Consider the following 21,933-nt stretch of genomic DNA (forward strand, 5'->3'; position numbering starts at 1 on the left):
ATAAAACTCGGCGTTTTCGTGTAGACTAGCTACGCTCTTTTCTACGTAAGGCGATACTGCCTAGAAGTAGGCTACCTAATGCGATAGCGATATAGTTTGTTTTTTCACCTGTTTGAGGTAGTTGTTTTTCATCGGTAGACTTGGTGGTATGTACTACTGTAGTATTTTTTGGTGCTTCATCCAAAATATTTTTTGGCATTTCAGGTTGTGGAACAAGAATTTCTACAGCTGGTAAGTCTTCTAAGGTTGCTAATTGACTACCAAATAGGGCGTTGGACACCCAACGGAAGAAGTGAACAGGGTGGACCTTGTTAGTTGGATTACCTGCATAGATAAAGACAGGTTGGTCTTGATAATTTCCAGCGATGGCGACAATTTTATTGGCTAATTTGTCATGACCAGGCCACCAACCTGCAATATAATAATCTTTATCAGCGATTTTAATAAGTGTCTTAAATCCTTCAGGAATGCCTTCAATCCAGTTACCGGAGTTAGAATAGAAAAGTCCATTCATGGCGTAGCCACTTGTTAATGGATCTTTATCATCAATAATAGCTCGCATGAGACCTTCATAGTCACCGCCATCTGTAAACTGTTCCGCATTGAAACCTGCTAAGATTCCTAATTCCTCCAGTTTTTGCATGGCGACACCACCTACGATGATAATTGGTTTCTTACCAAATACACTGGCATCAAATTGATCAGATTCGAGAATGATAGCATCAGCCTCATCTGCGCTATTGACAATTTCAAAGCCCATTCGTTCTACAGCAAGTGCAGCATTTGCAAGAATGGCAAAGTCGCCTGCCCAACTATAAAAGTGAGAAGGAGCATAAACTTTCATCGGTTTCAATTCTTGTCCAATAGGTTTCTTATAGAGGGGCTCGCCGTATAGAGCATAGGTGTCCAGTAAGTGACTAAATTGGTTAGTTTCTATGATGTAGCCATCGTCTGTAAGGTAGACCTTAGCGCCTGATTTGATGGCTTGATTAATGGCCTGAACGGCGCTTTCAGAGGTGTTTGCGACGACATAATAAGGCGCTTTGAAATCAATTTCCGTAGTACGTGGAGCTTTTGTCCATGTGATGCTACCTAATTTGCCGCTAAAGGCGTTTTCTTCAAACACAGCCTTGGCGCTAAAGCCTTTCATATCTGGGAAGTTGACCACCAATTCAGCATACATGGCTCCCCAGGCAGATTCATCAGAACCAGCGTAGAGGACATGGTTAGCGAATCCTCGTTTAGCTTGAGCCATATCGACAACTAGGTCGCCCTTGCGGAAGTTTCCAACATCTTCAGTTAATTCCTTGACAACAACCCCATTACGATTGAAATATTCAATCATCTTAAACGCTTCTTGCATATCGTTGTGTTTACCGAGCGTCATAGGAATCACATAGTAGTCTGGGAAGAATTTTGGCTGGTCTTTTTTGAAACGTCCGACAACAGCTCCGTCTGGTCCGACTAGTTCAGACTCTGCTTTTGGATCTTCTACCTTATTGACACCGCGTGAATAGTATTTGAGGCGCATTTCCATAAGACTGTCAGGCTTGGTTGCCATATTGTGAACACCGCCCAAAACAGCAAAGAATCCCGCCTTGAATGATTCTTGATTTCCTTCTGGAATTTCAATCGTGTGTCCAAGAATACCGTGGTACATTGCATACACCGCTGTATAGCCTGAGAAGGAATCGTCCCAACCATCTCCCCAGTGGACTTTAGGGATGGTGTAGCGTTCATATTTAGAATTTGCAATACCTGCTCGGCCCATTTCATGAGCTTTTTCCAGCATAATATCGGCTAGTAAATCATATTCAAAGTTCGGGTCATGTGGCGGAGTGGCAGGCTCGATGAGAAATCCAGATACAAAGCCATGAATATCTAAAACAGATATTGGATTCCATTTGTGGATTTGACGGACGATGGCTTGTGTTTCTGGATTCACTTGGAAACCAGTATCACGGTTAGGGTCCAAACCATTTACTAGTGAACGCAAGTTTTTAACATCGCCATCAGGATTTTCTGTGAAATTGAACAAGAAGATAAATTTATCTAACAAATCTGTCACTTTTAAATGAAGAGTAACAGGATTTCCATCGGCATCTGTAGATGGGAAGGTGATGGTATCTTTTTGTGCAAATTCTTTGAATAGGCTAGTTACCACATCTATGCCGGGTTGTTCATCAGCGTGAGTGTTGTTGATGAGAATAGGTAATTTATAGTCGAAGGTTCCAGCTTGCAACTGTTTCAGCATCTGGTCGGGTTGGGTCAGCATGAGTGGTGTTGTTTCAGTAAGATATTTATCAATACTTGCTTGATTTTTAGCCACAACAGCCATTTTAATGTCTCTACCTTCAGCTGATTGACCAATTGACTCAATCCTTACTAGGCGGTCGGTCGCAGCATTATTTTTCGTTTCCTCAATCTCTGTCAACATTTCCTCATGTGTACGGTAGGCTTCATAAGGACGGAAATGAAGAGTTTTTGAAATTATCAGGTTTCCATCGGCACTAGTACCTTCCAACAGCATATCTTTTATAAAATGTCGATAGGTACGGCGAATATTACTCGGTGTCCGTTTACTCAAATCTTCTCCAAAGAGAGCTGCGAGCTGGATATTCAAATGAAGTTGGTTATCCTGTCTGCTTTCTTCTACTGTGATAAATGTATCGCCTGTGAAATCTCCCTCTTTCAAATTCCAGGTTTTCCATTCGGAAATAGGCTTTCCATCCAATGTCCATTCTATTTTTTCAGTCGTATCTGGAAGTGTGACGGATTCTGTGATAGTGACTGCTTCCGATAGATAGACAGTTTTTGTTTCGAGTGTAACTGTATCAATAGTCGGTACGGCAGATTTTTCTTCTGTAGTATTCTGATTATCATTATTAGCTGCTCTGAGCGTAGTTTCCTCGGCATTGGGCTCGGAAGATGTTGTCTCTTCTTCTGTGGAAACAGGTGTAGGAGAAGTATCTGCTATTTCTTCAGTTTGTTTTTCTGTCCCCTTCCCTTCTACAAGATTATCTGTAGCTTCGCTTGTGCTAGTTTCCATGATAGGAGTCTCTTCAGGTAGTGGAGTCACTGTTTCACTAGTAGTAGGTGGTATCTCCTCTGTATTTGCGAAGACCGTTCCTTGAGCGAGAGATGCAGCTAAAAGAACTGTTGAGGCAAGTAGGACTTGATTCAACAGCCTTTTCTTATATGAAAGTTTCATACGAACTTCCTCCTTTTGATAATGTGTACGGGGTAATAAATTAAAACGGGTTATTTCATGCCTATCTTATCAAAAAATATATGTCTTTACAATATAAATTGAATATGTTTATATATTTAAAATATTCAGAAATATCGAATCATAGAGACTATTTATTTTGAGTAGGATAATGAACTAAAATCTGTTATAATGGTAAAAAAATAAGGGAGAGATGTATGGAAAAACTTTGGAAAATTATATACAGTCGGACATTTATTGTCATTAGTTTGATTATTCTAACCATTTTCCTTATTCTATGGTTGGTAGGTTCGGCAGCTACCTATATGCCTGCTTTATTGATTGTTTTGCAAATTTTTTCGATTTTTGTGGCTATTTCAATCATCAATAGACCGATGAATACCAGTTTTAAGTTAACCTGGATTATTTTTGTCATTGGTATTCCGATTTTTGGTGCTCTATTCTATTTTATTTTGCAGTCCAACATTGAAACCAAACGTTATCGTAAAAATTTTCATAAGCAAGCACAAAGACTTCGGGAGTATAGTAAGACGTCTGAAAAGGTCATGAAGGCATTGGAGCAGGAAGATAAGGAGCAACTGAAATTAGCTCACTTCATGAGTGAGTACGTTGGCTACCCAATTCATACCAATACGGATGCCGTCTATTTTTCAACAGGTCAGGAAAAATTTGAAGCTCTACTAGAAGAATTAAAAAAGGCAGAGCAGTATATTTTTATGGAGTACTTTATTGTCGATATGGGATATATGTGGGATTCTATCCTTGACATTTTGAAGGAAAAGGCAGCGCAAGGGGTGGAAGTTCGTTTTATGTATGATGGGATGAATTCACTGACCAATCTTCCCTATAATTACTATAAAACCTTGAGAAAATATGGGATAAAAGCCAAAGTATTTTCTCAAATTATCCCAGCCTTATCTACGGTGCAAAATAACCGTGACCATAGAAAAATTGCAATTATTGATGGAAAGGTTGCCTTTACCGGTGGCATTAATATCGCAGATGAATACATCAACAAGAAAGTGCGTTTTGGTTACTGGAAAGACGCAGCGATTATGATTAGGGGAGAAGCTGTTGCAAACTTTACGTTGATGTTCCTTCAAATGTGGAATTACAATGAAAAGACAGAGACAGATGACCTAAAATACCTCAAAACGCATAAAGATTTAGAGACGGAAACCGTTGATGCCGAAGGTTTCTTCCTTCCGTATGGCGAGAATCCATTTGATGGAGATGAGGTAGCCAAACGAGTCTGCCTAGACATGATTCAGTCGGCAACGGATTATATTTATATCATGACACCCTACCTAGTGTTGGATGATGAAATGATTGATAATTTGACTTATGCAGCGAAGCGTGGAGTCGAGGTTCGCATTTTACTACCGCATATCTACGATAAAAAATCAGCCTATTTGGCTGCTCGTACTGATTTTCCGACTTACTTGGAAGCAGGAATTGAAATCTTTGAATTCCAGCCTGGATTTGTCCATTCCAAAGTTGTTTTGGTCGATGATAAGAAAGCTACTGTTGGTACGGTGAATATGGATTTTCGCTCTTTTTATCTTAATTTTGAGTGTGGTCTCTATATTTACAATCACTCGGCAGTTTTGGCAGCTATTAAGGATGACTTTACTCAGTCCTTCAAAAAATCACAGCAAATTAACCTTCTAACCTTCCATAAAACGTACTCTTGGTATAAGCGTTTGGGAGGAGCCCTACTGCGAATTATTTCGCCGTTATTATAAATTGCAATATTCGTTCTTCATGGAGCAAGGGATCGACATTCTGTTTCGGTCTTACCTTGCTCCATTTTTCTTGGAAAATGATATAATAGAAAGATAGTTTATACTCGGAAAAGTTACAGGTTACTTGTGATTTTGAGTATTAAGGAGTAAAAAAAACGTGATAAAACCTAATTATGACTGGCAATTATTGACCGGTTTTTCTGATGAACAATTTATCAAAGTCGCTAAAAAAGAAGGATTGGACCCTGTAGCTGCAAAGTTACTCTACGAACGTGGTATTCAGTCGGCGGAAGCTTTGCAAGCTTTTTTACAACCAAGCCTAGAAGACCTCCACGATCCCTATTTGTTACATGATATGGACAAGGCGGTGGAACGGATTCGCCGAGCAATCGAAGATTATGAACAAATCTTGATTTATGGAGATTATGACGCAGACGGTATGACCTCGGCATCTATTCTGAAAGAAACTTTGGAGGAGATGGGGGCAGAAGTCCAAGTTTATCTTCCCAACCGTTTCACAGATGGTTATGGTCCCAATCAGTCGGTTTATAAGTATTTTATCGAGCAACAGGGGATTTCTCTTATTGTGACGGTGGACAATGGCGTAGCGGGTCATGAAGCGATTGCCTATGCCCAGGAAATGGGTGTTGATGTTGTCGTGACAGACCACCATTCCATGCAGGAAACCCTTCCCAATGCCTATGCGATTGTACATCCAGAGCATCCCGAGGGAAATTATCCCTTCAAACATTTGGCGGGCTGCGGCGTGGCTTTTAAATTGGCCTGTGCTCTTCTTGAAACGGTTCATGCAGACTTGCTGGATTTGGTCGCAATTGGTACCATCGCTGATATGGTTAGCTTGACCGATGAGAATCGTGTCATGGTCAAATATGGTCTCTCGCTTCTCAAACAGACTGAGCGAGCAGGTTTGCAAGAGTTGATAAAGATAGCTGGTATTGACATAGACAGTATTGATGAAGAAACAGTTGGTTTCCAACTTGCTCCGAGGTTGAATGCCCTTGGTCGACTCGACGATCCTAATCCAGCCATCGAATTACTGACTGGTTTTGATGACGAAGAGGCCCATCAAATTGCCCTCATGATTGACAGTAAAAATGTAGAACGCAAAGACGTCGTCCAAGCAATTTACGATGAAGCAAAAACCATGCTCCGTCAGGATAGACCTGTTCAAGTTCTGGCTAAAGAAGGTTGGAACCCAGGTGTTTTAGGGATTGTAGCAGGACGCCTACTAGAAGAATTGCAGCAACCTGTTATCGTCTTGTCTATTGAAGATGGTAAGGCAAAGGGGTCGGCTCGTTCTGTTGAAGCAGTTGACATTTTCAAGGCCCTTAAAGATCATCAGGACCTATTTATCGCCTTTGGTGGTCATGCTGGTGCAGCAGGTATGACCTTGGAAGTTGACAAACTTGAAGAGCTTGCTCTAACCTTGACAGACTACATTATCGAAAATAAATTGGATTTATCCAGCAAGTCTTCGCTGGTCTTAGATGAAGAATTGGATTTAGAGGAATTAACCCTAGATACTCTAAAATCTTTCGAGAAGCTTGCGCCTTACGGCATGGATAATAAAAAGCCTGTATTCTACATCAGAGACTTTCAGGTGGAATCAGCAAGAACCATGGGGCAGAATAATGCCCATTTGAAACTACGCATTACTAAAGATGCTGCTGGATTTGATGTCGTTGCTTTTGGTAAGGGCAATCTAGCCTTGGAATTTTCACAGGCCAAGGGCTTAGAACTAGCTGTCACCTTGTCTGTCAATCAATGGAATGGCAATACCAGTCTTCAGCTCATGTTGGTTGATGCTCGGGTCAATGGTGTTCAACTTTATAATATTCGTGGAAAGCAACATCCTATTCCTGCGGGAGTCCCAATTTTGGACATTGAAAATCCAGTAGCAGATAACAAAGCAATTGTCTTGGCTAACTTGCCTGAGGACCTCAGTAGTCTACGTAGCTATTTTCAGGAAAGAGAATTTGAAGCCATTTATTTTAAAAATGAAATTGCCAAACCGTACTATCTAGATGGTTATGGTAGCCGAGAACAATTCGCTAAATTGTATAAGACTATTTACCAATTTGATGAGTTTGATGTTCGCTACAAACTGAAAGATTTGGCTGTTTACTTAAAAATTAAGGACAGTCTATTGGTTAAAATGATTCAGATTTTCCAAGAATTAGAATTTGTCACGATTACGGATGGGGTCATGCGGGTCAACAAAGAGGCACAGAAGCGAGAGATTTCAGAAAGTCAAATATATCAAGAATTGAAAGAAACAGTTATCCAACAAGAGTTGATGGCGCTTGGCACCGTTCAGGAAATTTATGAATGGCTATGTGGTCGCGTTTGATAACAGTAGAAGCTCTGGTTGTTGGAGTGATTGGAACGCTTCTCTACACTCATTGGTTTATCAGGCAAAAAGGTTTGTTGAAAAATCTTGAACAGATAACCGAAATAAAGCACGCACTGATTGAATTACGGCGAGTAGGATGGTCAGAACGAGCCATCAAAAAGGTTTTCCTGAAACAACTGTTGCCTCTAAAACAAGAAGACATCCCAGCATTTGTTCAAAATTTCATAAAAGAAGCTACTATTTTTGCCTCAACTAGCTTTTATCAGTTGATAAGAGTTGACAGTCGCTCTTTAAGCCAAGAGAAAGCGACGGCTTTATTGGAGCAAAGTATGAATATGTTAGATTTTCCTGTGGAATTAAGTCATGGGATATTACCTGAACTTTTGCAGAAGATGGATGTGAATTGTCCTCCACACCATCCGTTTTGGCGGTACTTTGCTAAGCTAGTTGATAAGGCTTTTCCAGTTTGGGAATTAGAAGTCAAACGGCCGTTAAACAGACAGGTCCATCAGCTGCGCTACCTTATTTCCTATCAGCAGGCTTTTTGGGTGCGTCAGCAGTTTGGAAAAGGAAATACAGATTGGCAGGCTCTGATAGCCTATTTACGTAGCCTACCTCGATGGTCTTACCGCTTACGAGAATCTGCCCGCCTACACAATAAACAACTGTTTGGCAAGAAAAATCAGAAGACTTTGCCAGTCAATATGAAGATTTTGATTCACTTTCACAGCGAATTTATCCTAAATCAAGATGGACAATTTGCCTTGATTTTAGAAGAACGACCTCATATCAATGGCGTGGTAAACGGGGCTTCCTTTAATTATGCCAGAGCTAATAATAAGCGGGAGCGGGAAAGAACTCGACTGGTCTAAAACATACTAAGATTAGTAGTGAGGAAATCTCCGACGGGAGAGAGTAGTCACTACTTTTTCTTTATGATAAAGTAGAGGTGTCTTGTTAAGTCGAGAACTCTTTTGACGCTAGACGTCGCATCAAAAACTGGCAAGACACCTGTTTTAGAAAGAATGTTATCAAAGTATGTGGGACGCCAGACGTCGAGTATTGAAAATGACATCACTAAAACAAGGAATCATTCAAGACAAAGAGGTAATATCATGCGTGCAGTTTTTGGGATTGATGTGAGTAAGGCAAGTTCAGAAGTGGCCATTCTAGTCAATGGTGAGAAAGTTCATGGCTATACCATGTCCAATGACGCCATCGGCTTTGCTCGGCTACTTGGCGATTTGAAAACCGTCCATAAGCCAGAAATCATCTTTGAAGCAACAGGTGTCTATTCTCGTCGTCTCCAAGCTTTTCTGGATGAACATGGCTACGCTTATACACGGCTTAATCCCTTAGAAGCTAAGAAGCAACTGGATAGCTTGCGTGTGCGGAAAACAGATCAAATTGACGCCGAAAAACTGGCTCAATCTCAATTTGTGCTGAATCGTAAACCCACTTATGTCCAAGAAGAAGTCTATCAAGAACTGCGAGATTTAAGTCGCTTCTATCAGAACTTAACTGAGGACATCGTTCGAGCTAAAAACCGTCTGCACAAGGTCTTGCAAGTCACGTTTCCAGAGATAGAGACTGTCTTATCAAAGCCAACTGGGGAACAATACTGGAACTTAGTTACTGCGTTTCCTTGCAAGGACTTCGTGCTTGATTTAAGCAAGGACAAACTCTTAGAGAGCATTCGTCAGTCCACCTCAAAACGTATTTCGGACAAGCGTGTGGCGTATTTAGCTGAGAAGCTGATAGCACTAGCTAATCAATCTTATTGTGCCGTCAAGAAAACCTCTCCAATGCTGGAAGAGGTTCGTTACTATGCAAAAGAATTGCTTAGACTTTCTGAACAGAGACAAACTGTTCTAGACCAAATGGTGGAACTAGCTCAGCCATTACCTGAATATGACATTCTGCTCTCTATTCCTGGAATAGCTGAGACTACTGCAACAAGTATTATTGGTGAACTGGGAGATATTCGCCGTTTTCAGTCTGCCAATCAAATCAATGCCTTTATCGGTATTGATCTGAGACACTATGAATCTGGCAACTTCCTCGCTAAGGAACACATTACCAAGCGTGGCAATCCCTACGCTAGAAAGATTCTGTTCAAATGTATCCACAATATCGCTTCAGCCAGTCATACCAATCCTTGCCATATCGCAGACTTTTATGAGAAACGAAAAAGACAATCGCAAACGACTTCTACGAAGCCACACACGATTGCCTCCATACATCGTCTCATTCGGACAATGTATTACCTCATTATGCATAACAAACTTTACGATTACGCTTCAACCCAAAATCGGTAAGATTGTTTATGCTATATTATTGTAACACCTTATCAAAAATTTTCAACATAAGGTGTTCATTTCGTGTACTCTTTTTTACACGAAACTTTAGTCCAAAAGAAAACAATTTCCTTATTTTGACTATTGAACTTAACATATTTTTCATCAAATACCTTGATAGGCTTGACAAATGGTAGAAAAAGAGTTCGTCAACAAGTCTTTATTTCTAGTTGTTGAGCTGAAACAGTCTATTCCTAGACTGCTTCACTCCCACCCCCGCATAGTTCCAACTGTCTGGGGGACAGTTGGAAGTTGGAAATAGAGCGAACAAAGTTCGCTACAAAACTGTCTGGGAGACAGTTTGAGGTTGGAGATAAGGCGAACTCTGTTCGCATCAGTCGTAGAGGTCAGATTTGGAGTGTAAAACACGAACAAATCCGTCAATCAACCACTGCGCTGAGATGTTGACACGAACTCTAAGAAGTGGCGCTGGGCTTTTTGCCCAGCCTCTCCAGTTGGCAGGTAGGATCCTGTTTTTCGGAAAGAATTGCTACGCTCAAAGATGGAGTCTATTTATCGCCTACTCGCTTTCGTCGCTACCAAAAAGGAAGAAATGAGGTTGGCTGGGAGCCAATGTCATTAAGTTAACTAACCTATCACATTTTGTGGTGGGTTAGTTTTTATGTTACACTAAAAATAAAAGGGGAAAAGTCATGCTAGATCAGATTAAAGCTCATTTACTTGATAGTATTAACGACATCGTTTCTAGTGCCAATCAGTTTGTGCTTCATCCTGAAAAAGATTTTAGTCGGCAAAGTCAGCTAACTATGAAAACCATGATTCAAGCCATACTGACCATGGGTGGTAATACCTTAGCCAAAGAGCTACTTGATTTAGATTTGCCTGTCTCTCAATCTGCCTTTGTCCAACGGCGGTATCAGATTAAACACCAAGCTTTTAAAACACTTTTTAGGGATATTACTTCTAAAATTCCAATCTCTGATAATCTCCCTATCCTGGCTGTTGATGGCAGTGATGTGATTCTACCAAGAAATCGTTTTGATAAAACGACCTCTTTTCAAACTGGACCACATCACACTCCTTACAATCTTATTCATATCAATGCTCTCTACAATCTTGAACAAGAGATATATCATGATTTACGGATCCAAGATAATCGAGAGGTTGATGAACGTGCAGCTTTTATTGACATGATGAAGAACTCTTCTTTCAAACAAGCTCTGGTAATAATGGATAGGGGGTATGAATCCTACAATGTCATGGCTCACTGCCAAGAAAGAAATTGGTCCTATATTATTCGTATTCGTGACGGGAATCATTCTATGAAATCAGGATTTAACCTCCCTGACACCCCTTGTTTTGATGAAAAATTTGACCTAAACATCTGTCGGAAACAGACCAATGAGATGAAGCAACAGTATCAAAATTTTCCTAATCACTATCGCTGTTTACCTAATCACACATCCTTTGACTTTCTACCAAGCTCTAGCCGAAAAAGCGACCCAGTTCAGTTTTACGAACTTCATTTTCGAATGGTGCGTCTCGAAATCAAGCCAGGTTTCTTTGAAACTTTGGTGACAAACACCGATTATTCTCCAGAAAAATTAAAAGATCTCTATGCCTACAGATGGGGCATAGAGACTAGTTTTCGTGACCTAAAATATAGTATCGGTCTAACTCATTTTCATGCAAAAAAGAAGGAAGGGATTCTCCAAGAAATCTACGCTCGCTTTATCAATTTTAATGTTTGTAAATGGCTAACCTCACACGTTGCTATTAAAACATCAAAGTTAAAACAGACTTATAAAATTTGTTTTTCAGACGCTGTTTATGCCTGTCGAAAATTTCTTAGAGAAGAACTTACTTCCTTCCAATTGGAAACCTACATTGCCAAACATTTATCCATCATCCGACCCAATCGAACGTTCCAAAGAAAGATAAAAAGCAAGGCACCTGTAAGCTTCACTTATAGAGTAACATAATAGTTGAAAAATAGGGTTAAAAAACCTCCTTTTTGTGCGCCCTAAATACAAAAACTATTCCCGTTTGGTCATCAATTGCTCGGACGGGAATAGTTCCTTTAATTGTTTAAATGCTTAACTTAATGACATTGGGCTGGGAGCAGTCTTACTTTAATCAGCAAGGAAGCTTTTCCTATGGTGGACATAGTAGGGCAACTTGTGTGGCGAATTTGAGGAGACGATTTACTAAAGATATAGGTCTGAAATGTATCAAAAAACAATTTCATGGTATAATGAAGAGTAAAAATTATTTTTAAAAAGAGAGAGACAAATGAACTTAAAAGATTACATCGCAACAATTCCTAACTATCCAAAAGAAGGTATCGAATTCCGTGACATTAGCCCTTTGATGGCAGATGGAAATGCTTATAGCTATGCAGTACGTGAAATCGTTCAGTATGCGACAGATAAGCAAATTGATATGATTGTTGGGCCAGAGGCGCGTGGTTTCATCGTTGGATGTCCAGTTGCCTTTGAATTGGGAATCGGTTTTGCACCAGTTCGTAAGCCAGGTAAGTTACCACGTGAGGTTATCTCAGCTGACTATGAAAAAGAATATGGTGTAGATACATTGACGATGCATGCAGACGCAATCAAACCAGGACAACGTGTCTTGATTGTCGATGACTTGTTGGCGACTGGTGGTACTGTAAAAGCAACGATCGAAATGATTGAAAAGCTTGGCGGTATCGTTGCTGGCTGTGCCTTCTTGATTGAGCTGGATGATTTGAAAGGCCGCGAAGCAATCGGTGATTACGACTACAAGGTTTTGATGCACTATTAATCTAAGGTTATAGCCAAAACTTATAACTGGTCCTATTTTTATTCTAATTGAATTGCATAGCAACCTGTCTTATAATAAATATAAGAAAATTGGGAGGTTGCTTATGCCAATTAAAATTGAAAAATCATTACCAGCAGTTGAAATTTTGAGAAAAGAGAATATTTTTGTGATGGATAGTGACCGAGCTAGTCATCAGGACATTCGTCCTATCAAAATCCTTATTCTCAATCTCATGCCACAGAAGATAGTGACGGAGACTCAGTTGCTCCGTCTTTTGGCTAACACTCCTTTACAGCTAGAGGTTGAATTTCTCTACATGGCTAGTCACGAGTCCAAAAATACACACTCGGACCATTTGAAGCAGTTTTATAAGACTTTTGAGCAGGTCAGGGATAGCTATTTTGATGGGCTCATCGTGACAGGAGCACCAGTTGAAAACTTACCTTTTGAGGAAGTTGATTACTGGCAAGAACTTACTCAAGTTTTTGATTGGTCAAAAACACATGTTTATTCAACATTGCACATTTGTTGGGGTGCACAGGCAGGTTTGTATGCACGCTATGGTGTACCCAAACACAGTATGTCTCGAAAACTATCAGGCGTATATTGTCAAGAAGTGACTAATCCAACTAGCCCTCTTATGCGTGGATTTGACGATGAATTTCGTTCACCACACTCCCGTTATACGGAAGTAAGAGAAGCAGATATTGCCCATCTGAGTGGGTTGACGATTTTATCACAAGGTCCAGAAGTTGGCCTATCCATTTTAGCCAGCAAGGATTTAAGAGAAATTTATAGTTTTGGACATTTAGAGTATGATAGGGATACACTAGCTAAGGAATATCAACGTGATTGTATAGCTGGAAAAAATCCCCATTTACCGGAAAATTATTTCAAAGAAGATGACCCTACAAGCAAACCATCTCTCTCTTGGAATTTACCAGCAGCACAATTCTTTACCAACTGGGTGAATTATGCTGTCTATCAAGAAACTCCATATGACTGGTATATCTTTGAACAATCAGCCCAGTCAGCTAGTCTTTAAAGAGGAAGTATGAACTATTCACAGCAATTTCGTCAGGGACATTTGGTCCTGCCAGCAGCAATATTATTCCACTATCAAGAGCTTTTTCCGTCGGCAGATGATTTTTTGATTTGGCAGTTTTTCTTATATCAAAATTCCTCATCTGTCGAATCATTAGCACCTAGTGAGATTGCTCAAGCTACTGGTAAAACAGTTGCTCAGGTCAATCAAGCTATTGAAAATCTCCAAGATGCTGGACTCTTAGAATTTAAGACAATCAGTATTGCTGGTGAAATTGAAATGATATTCGATGCGCTTCCTGCTTTTGAAAAATTGGATGTTCTGTTAACTCCAAAACAGGCAGTTGAGATTGTGCAACCAGAGAATGATTTGAAGACCTTGGTGGGTGATTTTGAACGTGAATTGGGCCGCTTTTTATCGCCGTTTGAAATCGAAGATTTGCAGAAGACTATTGAGGATGACAAAACTTCGATTGATTTGGTTCGTGCAGCCTTGAAAGAAGCTGTTTTTAACAACAAAACAAATTGGAAATACATCCAAGCTATTCTACGAAACTGGCGCCGTGAGGGAATTACTACAGTTGCGCAAGTAGAAGCGAAAAATGCAGAAAGAGAAATTCAGACTCCTAAGAATGTGACTGTTTCAAGTGACTTTCTTGATGCAATGGATCTCTGGAAAGATTGATATGGAAACAAAATTATCTAAAAGGCTGGAAACAGTCGCAAGTTTTGTCCCACAAGGGGCACGTCTAGTTGATGTAGGGAGTGACCATGCTTATCTCCCTCTTTTTTTGGTAGAGCAGGGGCATATTGATTTTGCCATTGCGGGGGAAGTCGTTCAAGGTCCCTATCAGTCAGCGCTCCAGAATGTAGAGCAGGCGGGACAAACAGAAAAAATTCTAGTCCGTTTGGCAAATGGCTTAGGTGCGTTTGAGACGTCTGATCAGATGACTGCCGTGACCATAGCAGGTATGGGAGGGCGCTTGATTGCGGAAATCTTAGAAGCAGGAAAAGAAAAGCTTGCGACCATTGAACGTTTGATACTCCAGCCAAATAATCGTGAAGATGATGTGCGGCGATGGTTGGAAAAAAATGGTTTTAGATTGGTTGCTGAAAAGATTCTGGAAGAAAATGGCAAGTTATATGAAGTCCTCGTTGCAGAATCAGGACAGATGAGATTGTCAGAAGTTGAACATCGTTTTGGTCCCTATCTACTAGAGGAGGCCTCACCAGTTTTCGTCAAAAAGTGGAGAAGAGAACTTGAAAAATTAAGTTTTGCTTTGGAACAAGTTCCATCTGAACGCCAAGGTGAACGCTTTGCCATTTCCCAAAAGATCCAACAAATTCAGGAGGCAGTCCATGTTAGCTAGTCAGGTTATTGAGCGCTATCAAGCCTTTTGCCCCCCTTCTTTGGCTATGGAAGGTGATGTCAAAGGGCTGCAAATCGGTACCCTTAATAAAGAGATTCAACGTGTCATGGTGGCTCTGGATATTCGTGAGACAACAGTGGCAGAGGCGATTGATAAAAAGGTGGATTTGATTATCGTCAAGCACGCTCCGATTTTTCGTCCAATAAAGGATTTGGTGGCGGACAATCCGCAAACTAAAATGTATCTTGATTTGATTAAGCATGATATTGCAGTCTATGTTAGTCATACAGATATTGATGTGGTTGAGGGTGGTCTCAACGACTGGTTCTGTGAACTATTAGAAATTCAAGATACTACCTACTTGATTGAAACTGCCGAGGGGCAGGGGCTTGGCCGTGTGGGGACAATAGCAGAGCAGACCTTGGAGGAGTTGGCTTTGAAAGTCAAGTCTGTCTTTGGTCTAGATGCTGTCCGTCTAGTGACCTATGGGCACCAAGCCAAGCAGTATGTCAGCCGTGTAGCCATCTGTGGTGGCAGTGGTGGATCTTACTACCATGAGGCTCTGGCCAAGGAAGCAGATGTTTACATCACAGGCGATATTTACTACCATACTGGGCAGGATATGCTGACCCAGGGCTTGCTGGCGATTGACCCAGGCCACCATATCGAAGCCTTGTTTATCAAGAAAATTGCAGATTTGCTGGAAACTTGGAAAGCAGAAGAGGGCTGGGATGTGGACATTATGCCTTCAACCGTTTCAACCAATCCATTTAGGCATTTGTGATAAATTAATCAGCACTTGATTGTGGAAAGACCAAGACGACATTTAATGTAGTTTTAGGTCTTTTATTTTTTAGATATTTTCTTATTTATTTAAGTGAAAAAGCTTGAATTTTATAATAAATTAGGGTATCTTAATTCATAGGATATGCAAGATTAAACAGGATAGGATGTTAGTTATGACTTGGTTTACTAATCAGTCTGTAGTTCTACAGGCTTTGCTAGGTGGTTTATTCACATGGTTTTGTACGATTGTGGGGTCTGCCGTTGTATTTTTCTTTAAGACAGTTAGTCGTCGTTTGCTAGATACCATGCTAGGCTTTGCAGCTGGCGTTATGATTGCGGCTTCTTTTTGGTCTTTATTAGCCCCATCGATTGAGTATGCTGAAAGTTCATACGGCAATCTGGCTTGGATACCAGCAGCAGTAGGTTTTGCAGCAGGTGGTATTTTTTTACGCTTGGTAGATGCCTGGGTTCCGCATTTGCATTTGGGAAATGATAAAGATAAGGCAGAAGGTGGTGGTGAGAAGGATAGAAAAAATCTATCAAAAACAGCCCTGCTCTTCTTAGCTATTACAATTCACAATATTCCTGAAGGCTTGGCGGTCGGTGTGACATTTGGTGCACTTGCTTCTAACTATAGTCCAGCAGCTTTTATCGGCGCAATCGGTCTTGCTATTGGGATTGGTATACAAAATATTCCTGAAGGGGCAGCCTTGGCTATTCCAATTCGTACAGACGGCGCATCTAGGTGGAAAGCTTTTTACTGGGGATCAATGTCAGCAATTGTTGAGCCGATTGCAGCAGTCATCGGGGCTTTTGCGGTCACCTTTATGACACCTGTTTTACCTTATGCCCTCTCCTTTGCGGCAGGAGCCATGATTTTTGTCGTCGTAGAAGAGCTCATTCCAGAATCGCAGACAAACGGTAATACGGATATTGCAACTCTGGGCTTAATGGCTGGTTTTATCATCATGATGATTTTGGATGTTGCTCTAGGATAATTTGTTAAAGTCTGTCGTCACAGGCTTTTTTCTTATGACAATATCTTTAAAAATATGGTATAATGAACTGATATTAATTTAGGGAAGGTACTCTTATATGAAAGGTATTATTCTAGCAGGTGGTTCAGGTACACGCTTGTATCCTTTGACGCGCGCAGCTTCAAAACAGTTGATGCCAATTTACGATAAACCAATGATTTATTATCCATTGTCAACATTGATGTTGGCTGGAATCAAAGATATTTTGATTATTTCAACTCCGCAAGATCTACCACGTTTTAAGGACATGCTTGGTGATGGTTCTGAATTGGGAATTTCTCTCTCTTATGCTGAACAACCAAGTCCAGATGGTTTGGCGCAAGCCTTCATTATCGGTGAAGAATTTATCGGTGATGACAATGTGGCTTTGATTTTGGGGGATAACATCTATCATGGAAATGGTTTGACCAAGATGTTGCAACGGGCGGCTAGCAAAGAAAAAGGTGCGACAGTATTCGGTTACCAAGTGAAAGATCCGGAACGTTTTGGTGTCGTAGAATTCGACGCAGACATGAATGCCATTTCTATCGAAGAAAAACCAGAGGTACCAAAATCAAACTTTGCAGTTACTGGTCTTTATTTCTATGACAATGATGTTGTGGAGATTGCGAAAAATATCAAGCCTTCACCTCGTGGCGAGTTGGAAATCACAGATGTCAACAAGGCTTACTTAGAACGCGGCGACTTGTCTGTTGAGCTTATGGGCCGTGGATTTGCCTGGTTGGACACTGGTACGCATGAAAGCCTCTTGGAAGCTGCACAGTACATCGAAACGGTTCAACGTTTGCAAAACGTTCAAGTGGCTAACTTGGAAGAAATTGCTTACCGCATGGGCTACATTACAAAAGAACAAGTGCATGAATTGGCGCAGGCACTTAAGAAAAATGAATACGGGCAATACTTGCTCCGTTTGATTGGAGAGGCCTAATGACAGAAAAATTTTTCGGTAAAACACCAGCAGCTCGCCCAGTTGAAGCTATTCCAGGAATGTTAGAATTTGACATTCCTGTTCATGGCGACAACCGTGGCTGGTTCAAGGAAAATTTCCAAAAGGAAAAAATGTTGCCTCTCGGCTTTCCTGAAAGCTTCTTTGCAGAAGGGAAATTGCAGAATAATGTTTCTTTCTCCCGCAAAAACGTTCTTCGTGGTCTTCACGCAGAGCCTTGGGATAAATACATTTCAGTAGCAGACGGCGGTAAGGTTTTGGGAACTTGGGTGGATCTACGTGAAGGCGAAACCTTCGGTAATACCTACCAAACCGTTATCGATGCTTCAAAAGGTATCTTCGTTCCGCGCGGAGTAGCCAATGGTTTCCAAGTCTTGTCAGATTTCGTGGCTTACAGTTACTTGGTCAACGACTACTGGGCTTTGGAGCTTAAGCCTAAGTATGCCTTCGTCAACTACGCTGACCCGAGCCTTGACATCCAGTGGGAAAACCTAGAAGAAGCAGAAGTTTCAGAAGCAGATAAAAATCACCCACTCCTCAAAGACGTCAAGCCTTTGAGAAAAGAGGACCTCTAATGTTTCAAGCCTTTTTGGAAATAGCAGAGCAGTTAAACAAGTTAGGAATCACTCCCTTGTTAATGGGCTCAGTTGGTTTGGAAAGGCGCACAGGGAGGGACTGGCAGGCAGGAGATTTAGATATTCATGTTCCAAGTAATCCACGTGGCTGGGAAGCCCCAGACGATGAACGGATTTATCAGGTGGACGCCTTGATTTCTATGATGAACCAACTAGGCTATGTCCTTGTTGACCGTCATGAACATGAATTTCATAAAGACGGCCTATCTGTTGAATTCGGAGGCCTACATTCACTGCCTGAATTTGCAGGTGTGGAATTAGACGAACTGGAAGAGCTGGAAACAGCAGGTGTTCGTTATTACCTACCGACACTTGAGCAATACCTGAAAATCTACCAAGCCTCTTCAAAAGATTCCTACCGAGCAGAAAATAACAATCAAAAAGACTTTGCGAAGATTGCTTACTTGAAAGAAGTATTGAAGTAGTCTGGTAATGTAAGAGGGCGAGCATTGCGAGCCAATAGCGATAGTTTCCGCCGTAGTGAAAATACATAATCTTGCAGGGAATTTTTGAAACCTTAGGTTCAAAATTTAGCCATGAAACCGGAGGTTTGCTGGCGTCTCCACTGCCTAAGGAAACTATCAACTAAAGAAAAAACTTTTCGGAGAAAAAAATGTCTCAATTTAAAAATATTATCGTAACTGGTGGAGCTGGTTTCATCGGTTCAAACTTCGTACACTATGTGTATAACAACCATCCAGATGTTCATGTAACTGTTTTGGATAAACTCACTTATGCAGGAAATAAGGCTAACTTGGAAGCTATTCTTGGCGACCGTGTTGAGCTTGTTGTTGGCGATATTGCAGATGCTGAATTGGTTGACAAATTAGCTGCTAAGGCAGATGCCATCGTTCACTATGCGGCAGAAAGCCACAACGACAACTCTCTCAACGATCCAAGCCCATTTATCCAGACCAACTTTATCGGAACCTATACTCTCCTTGAAGCGGCTCGTAAATACGACATCCGTTTCCATCATGTATCGACTGACGAAGTATATGGCGACCTTCCTTTACGTGAAGACTTGCCAGGTCATGGCGAAGGTCCAGGTGAGAAATTCACTGCGGAAACCAACTATAACCCGTCATCACCATACTCTTCAACCAAGGCTGCTTCAGACTTGATTGTCAAAGCATGGGTGCGTTCATTTGGTGTCAAAGCAACCATTTCAAACTGTTCAAATAACTACGGTCCTTACCAACACATCGAGAAATTTATCCCACGCCAAATCACCAATATCTTGGCAGGTATTAAGCCAAAACTTTACGGTGAAGGTAAAAACGTCCGTGACTGGATTCATACCAACGACCACTCGACTGGTGTTTGGGCAATCTTGACAAAAGGCCGTATGGGTGAAACTTACCTAATCGGTGCTGACGGTGAGAAGAACAACAAAGAAGTGCTTGAATTGATTCTTGAAAAAATGGGTCAACCAAAAGATGCTTACGACCACGTGACTGACCGTGCAGGACACGATTTGCGCTATGCTATTGACGCAAGCAAACTTCGTGATGAGCTAGGATGGACACCACAATTCACAGACTTCTCTCAAGGTTTGGAAGAAACTATCCAGTGGTATACAGATAACCAAGACTGGTGGAAGGCTGAAAAAGAAGCTGTTGAAGCCAACTATGCTAAGACACAGGAAGTTATTAAATAAGACTATTAAAGGCTAGGGCTCTTGCTCAAGCCTTTCTTGAAATAAGGAGCAAATATGATTTTAATTACAGGTGCAAATGGTCAGTTGGGTACAGAATTGCGTTATCTCTTGGATGAGCGTGGTGTTGAGTATGTGGCCGCTGACGTAGCAGAAATGGATATCACGGATGCAGAGAAAGTAGATGCTTTCTTTGAAGATGTAAATCCAAGTGTTGTTTACCACTGTGCAGCCTACACAGCAGTTGATATGGCTGAAGACGAGGGTAAGGAACTCAACTACAAGATTAACGTAACAGGTTCTGAGAATGTTGCCAAGGCAGCAGCCAAATACGATGCGACCCTTGTCTATATCTCAACAGACTATGTCTTCAATGGTGATTTGCCAGTCGGTCAAGAGTGGCAAGTTGATGACCAGCCAGATCCACAATCTGAATATGGTTGTACCAAGCGCTTGGGTGAGGAAGCAGTTGAGAAATTTGCTGACAAATTCTACACTGTTCGTACAGCTTGGGTCTTTGGTAACTACGGTAAAAACTTTGTTTTCACCATGCAAAATCTTGCGGAAACTCGCGATACTTTGACGGTTGTCAATGACCAACACGGTCGCCCAACTTGGACACGCACACTTGCGGAATTCATGGTGCACTTGGTGGACACCAAGCAAGCATTTGGTTACTACCATTTGTCAAACGATGCAGCAGAAGATACGACTTGGTTTGACTTCGCGACGGAAATCCTCAAGGATACCAACACCAAGGTATTGCCAGTGGATTCTAGCCAGTTCCCAGCCAAGGCAAAACGTCCATTCAACTCAACCATGAGCTTGGATAAGGCAAAGGCGACAGGTTTTGTCATCCCGACCTGGCAAGAAGCTTTGGAAGCATTCTATAAGCAAGAAAAGAAATAATCTACAGGAGATGTGTATGAAAAAGAAAGCGATTGTTAAGCCGTTGTTGACGTCAGCAATCCTTCTTGCTTTACTAGGAGGTGCTATATTACCGTACGGATCTGTTCCAGTTGTAGTAGCAGAGACAAGTCAAAGTACGACCTATCATTTAACTGATGATGAAAAAGTTGCCGTACGTGAATATATTCAAGCTAAAATGACTATCGATATGCAAGAATATAGATTGGCGTTTCTTGAGGGAATGATGGAAGAAATGGCTTCGGGTAGTGCTGAAGTTGCATGGGATGAAGAAATTGCAGACTTGAAGGCAAACTTAACAGCAGAGCAAGTTGTTGTTTTAGATGAACTCAAAGCAAATTTAATTGGTAACATAGCCCAACATTACCATTACTTATTTGAGACACTTACAGTCGCTGGAAAAAGTGGAAGAGAAGAAGCGACGGCTATAGTTTCTAAGTACGAGTCTGAAGATGATGCAAGTACTCCTGAAGCAGAATTGGCTGCATTAAAATACGCTAGAGAAGTTATTGTTGAACTACTGAATAATGAGTCGGCAGCGATTGATACTTATATTGCTTATGCAGAAGCAAATGGACAAGAATTAGCTGGATTATTGGAAAGTGGAAACTCTAATTTAGAATTTATTACATCTGCAACTATAGGATATGGTCAAGCTCTTGCAATTGCTTCGCAACCAAAATTTCCGTATGACTTTTCAGAAATGGACCGACAGATTGCAGAACTAACTGCTAGTCTACAATCAAAAGTCGAGGATAAAAGTGCAGCTAATATTGAAAATACTGGGGCACAAACAAGTCAAAGCGTTACAAATGACTCAAATGATTTGCAAGATGTTTCAGGTCAAGGGGACGGTCAGATTTCTGATGCAGCTACAGGAAAAGGCAGTATTTCCGAAGCAGGTCAGAAAAAGGTCATACCAAATGATAAAGCTAAAGTATTACCAAAAACCTCAGGGAAATCTGGTCTTCCACTAGCTGTGGTAGGACTCATAACAATTTTTGCTGGTTGGTTAGTGACAAAGAAGCAAGAAGAAAAATAGAAGATAAGTGTAATTGCA

At 41.1% G+C, this 21,933-nt stretch carries 18 protein-coding genes; 17 read left to right on the forward strand and 1 reads right to left on the reverse strand.

Annotated elements, in window-relative coordinates:
- Positions 1-25 precede the first annotated feature (25 nt).
- Positions 26-3,211: a M14 family zinc carboxypeptidase gene (locus tag K6969_RS04570; protein WP_171943005.1), complete on the reverse strand. Its 3,186-nt coding sequence runs from the start codon at positions 3,209-3,211 to the stop codon at positions 26-28.
- 215 nt (positions 3,212-3,426) lie between these two features.
- Between K6969_RS04570 and cls the strand changes: the two genes are divergently transcribed.
- The 17 genes from cls (at position 3,427) to K6969_RS04655 (ending at position 21,915) form a co-directional block, all read left to right on the forward strand.
- Positions 3,427-4,974, forward strand: coding sequence for a cardiolipin synthase (gene cls / locus K6969_RS04575; protein WP_024395267.1), 1,548 nt, complete (start codon positions 3,427-3,429; stop codon positions 4,972-4,974).
- Between the two features lie 157 nt (positions 4,975-5,131).
- The gene (gene recJ, locus K6969_RS04580; protein WP_029943097.1) at positions 5,132-7,345 is read left to right on the forward strand and encodes a single-stranded-DNA-specific exonuclease RecJ; all 2,214 of its coding nucleotides are present in this window, start codon (positions 5,132-5,134) and stop codon (positions 7,343-7,345) included.
- Positions 7,324-8,220, forward strand: coding sequence for a DUF3114 domain-containing protein (locus tag K6969_RS04585; protein ID WP_171943007.1), 897 nt, complete (start codon positions 7,324-7,326; stop codon positions 8,218-8,220). The genes recJ and K6969_RS04585 overlap by 22 nt, the downstream gene beginning before the upstream one ends.
- A gap of 243 nt (positions 8,221-8,463) precedes the next feature.
- Positions 8,464-9,666 carry an IS110 family transposase gene (locus K6969_RS04590; RefSeq protein ID WP_321537499.1) on the forward strand — a complete coding sequence of 401 codons (1,203 nt, stop codon included), beginning with the start codon at positions 8,464-8,466 and terminating at the stop codon, positions 9,664-9,666.
- 692 nt (positions 9,667-10,358) lie between these two features.
- Complete coding sequence (locus K6969_RS04595; RefSeq protein ID WP_321537475.1) at positions 10,359-11,648, forward strand: IS4 family transposase; 1,290 nt, start codon at positions 10,359-10,361, stop codon at positions 11,646-11,648.
- 310 nt (positions 11,649-11,958) lie between these two features.
- Complete coding sequence (locus K6969_RS04600; RefSeq protein WP_002937136.1) at positions 11,959-12,471, forward strand: adenine phosphoribosyltransferase; 513 nt, start codon at positions 11,959-11,961, stop codon at positions 12,469-12,471.
- A 103-nt stretch (positions 12,472-12,574) separates the two neighbouring features.
- A complete protein-coding gene (gene metA / locus K6969_RS04605) occupies positions 12,575-13,516 on the forward strand; it encodes a homoserine O-acetyltransferase MetA (RefSeq protein WP_029944187.1) in 942 nt (313 codons plus the stop codon).
- 9 nt (positions 13,517-13,525) lie between these two features.
- Positions 13,526-14,200 carry a DnaD domain-containing protein gene (locus K6969_RS04610; RefSeq protein ID WP_014735657.1) on the forward strand — a complete coding sequence of 225 codons (675 nt, stop codon included), beginning with the start codon at positions 13,526-13,528 and terminating at the stop codon, positions 14,198-14,200.
- 1 nt (position 14,201) lies between these two features.
- Entirely contained in the window at positions 14,202-14,885 is a 684-nt protein-coding gene (locus tag K6969_RS04615; protein WP_029173594.1) for a tRNA (adenine(22)-N(1))-methyltransferase, read from the forward strand.
- Complete coding sequence (locus K6969_RS04620; RefSeq protein ID WP_029173595.1) at positions 14,875-15,669, forward strand: Nif3-like dinuclear metal center hexameric protein; 795 nt, start codon at positions 14,875-14,877, stop codon at positions 15,667-15,669. The genes K6969_RS04615 and K6969_RS04620 overlap by 11 nt, the downstream gene beginning before the upstream one ends.
- A gap of 175 nt (positions 15,670-15,844) precedes the next feature.
- Entirely contained in the window at positions 15,845-16,669 is an 825-nt protein-coding gene (locus K6969_RS04625; RefSeq protein ID WP_029944186.1) for a ZIP family metal transporter, read from the forward strand.
- 97 nt (positions 16,670-16,766) lie between these two features.
- Entirely contained in the window at positions 16,767-17,636 is an 870-nt protein-coding gene (gene rfbA, locus K6969_RS04630) for a glucose-1-phosphate thymidylyltransferase RfbA (RefSeq protein ID WP_171942778.1), read from the forward strand.
- On the forward strand, positions 17,636-18,229 hold the full coding sequence (locus K6969_RS04635; RefSeq protein ID WP_029173597.1) for a dTDP-4-dehydrorhamnose 3,5-epimerase family protein: 594 nt from the start codon (positions 17,636-17,638) through the stop codon (positions 18,227-18,229). The genes rfbA and K6969_RS04635 overlap by 1 nt, the downstream gene beginning before the upstream one ends.
- Positions 18,229-18,714 carry a phosphoribosylanthranilate isomerase gene (locus K6969_RS04640; protein ID WP_029173598.1) on the forward strand — a complete coding sequence of 162 codons (486 nt, stop codon included), beginning with the start codon at positions 18,229-18,231 and terminating at the stop codon, positions 18,712-18,714. The genes K6969_RS04635 and K6969_RS04640 overlap by 1 nt, the downstream gene beginning before the upstream one ends.
- A 188-nt stretch (positions 18,715-18,902) precedes the next feature.
- Positions 18,903-19,949 (forward strand): dTDP-glucose 4,6-dehydratase, encoded by a 1,047-nt coding sequence (rfbB, locus tag K6969_RS04645; RefSeq protein WP_029173599.1) that lies wholly within the window; start codon positions 18,903-18,905, stop codon positions 19,947-19,949.
- A gap of 54 nt (positions 19,950-20,003) precedes the next feature.
- Positions 20,004-20,855 carry a dTDP-4-dehydrorhamnose reductase gene (gene rfbD / locus K6969_RS04650; protein ID WP_029173600.1) on the forward strand — a complete coding sequence of 284 codons (852 nt, stop codon included), beginning with the start codon at positions 20,004-20,006 and terminating at the stop codon, positions 20,853-20,855.
- 16 nt (positions 20,856-20,871) lie between these two features.
- On the forward strand, positions 20,872-21,915 hold the full coding sequence (locus K6969_RS04655) for an LPXTG cell wall anchor domain-containing protein (protein ID WP_029173601.1): 1,044 nt from the start codon (positions 20,872-20,874) through the stop codon (positions 21,913-21,915).
- Positions 21,916-21,933 lie beyond the last annotated feature (18 nt).

Origin of the sequence: Streptococcus suis (genome assembly GCF_019856455.1) — a bacterium.
Taxonomy (GTDB): domain Bacteria; phylum Bacillota; class Bacilli; order Lactobacillales; family Streptococcaceae; genus Streptococcus; species Streptococcus suis_AE.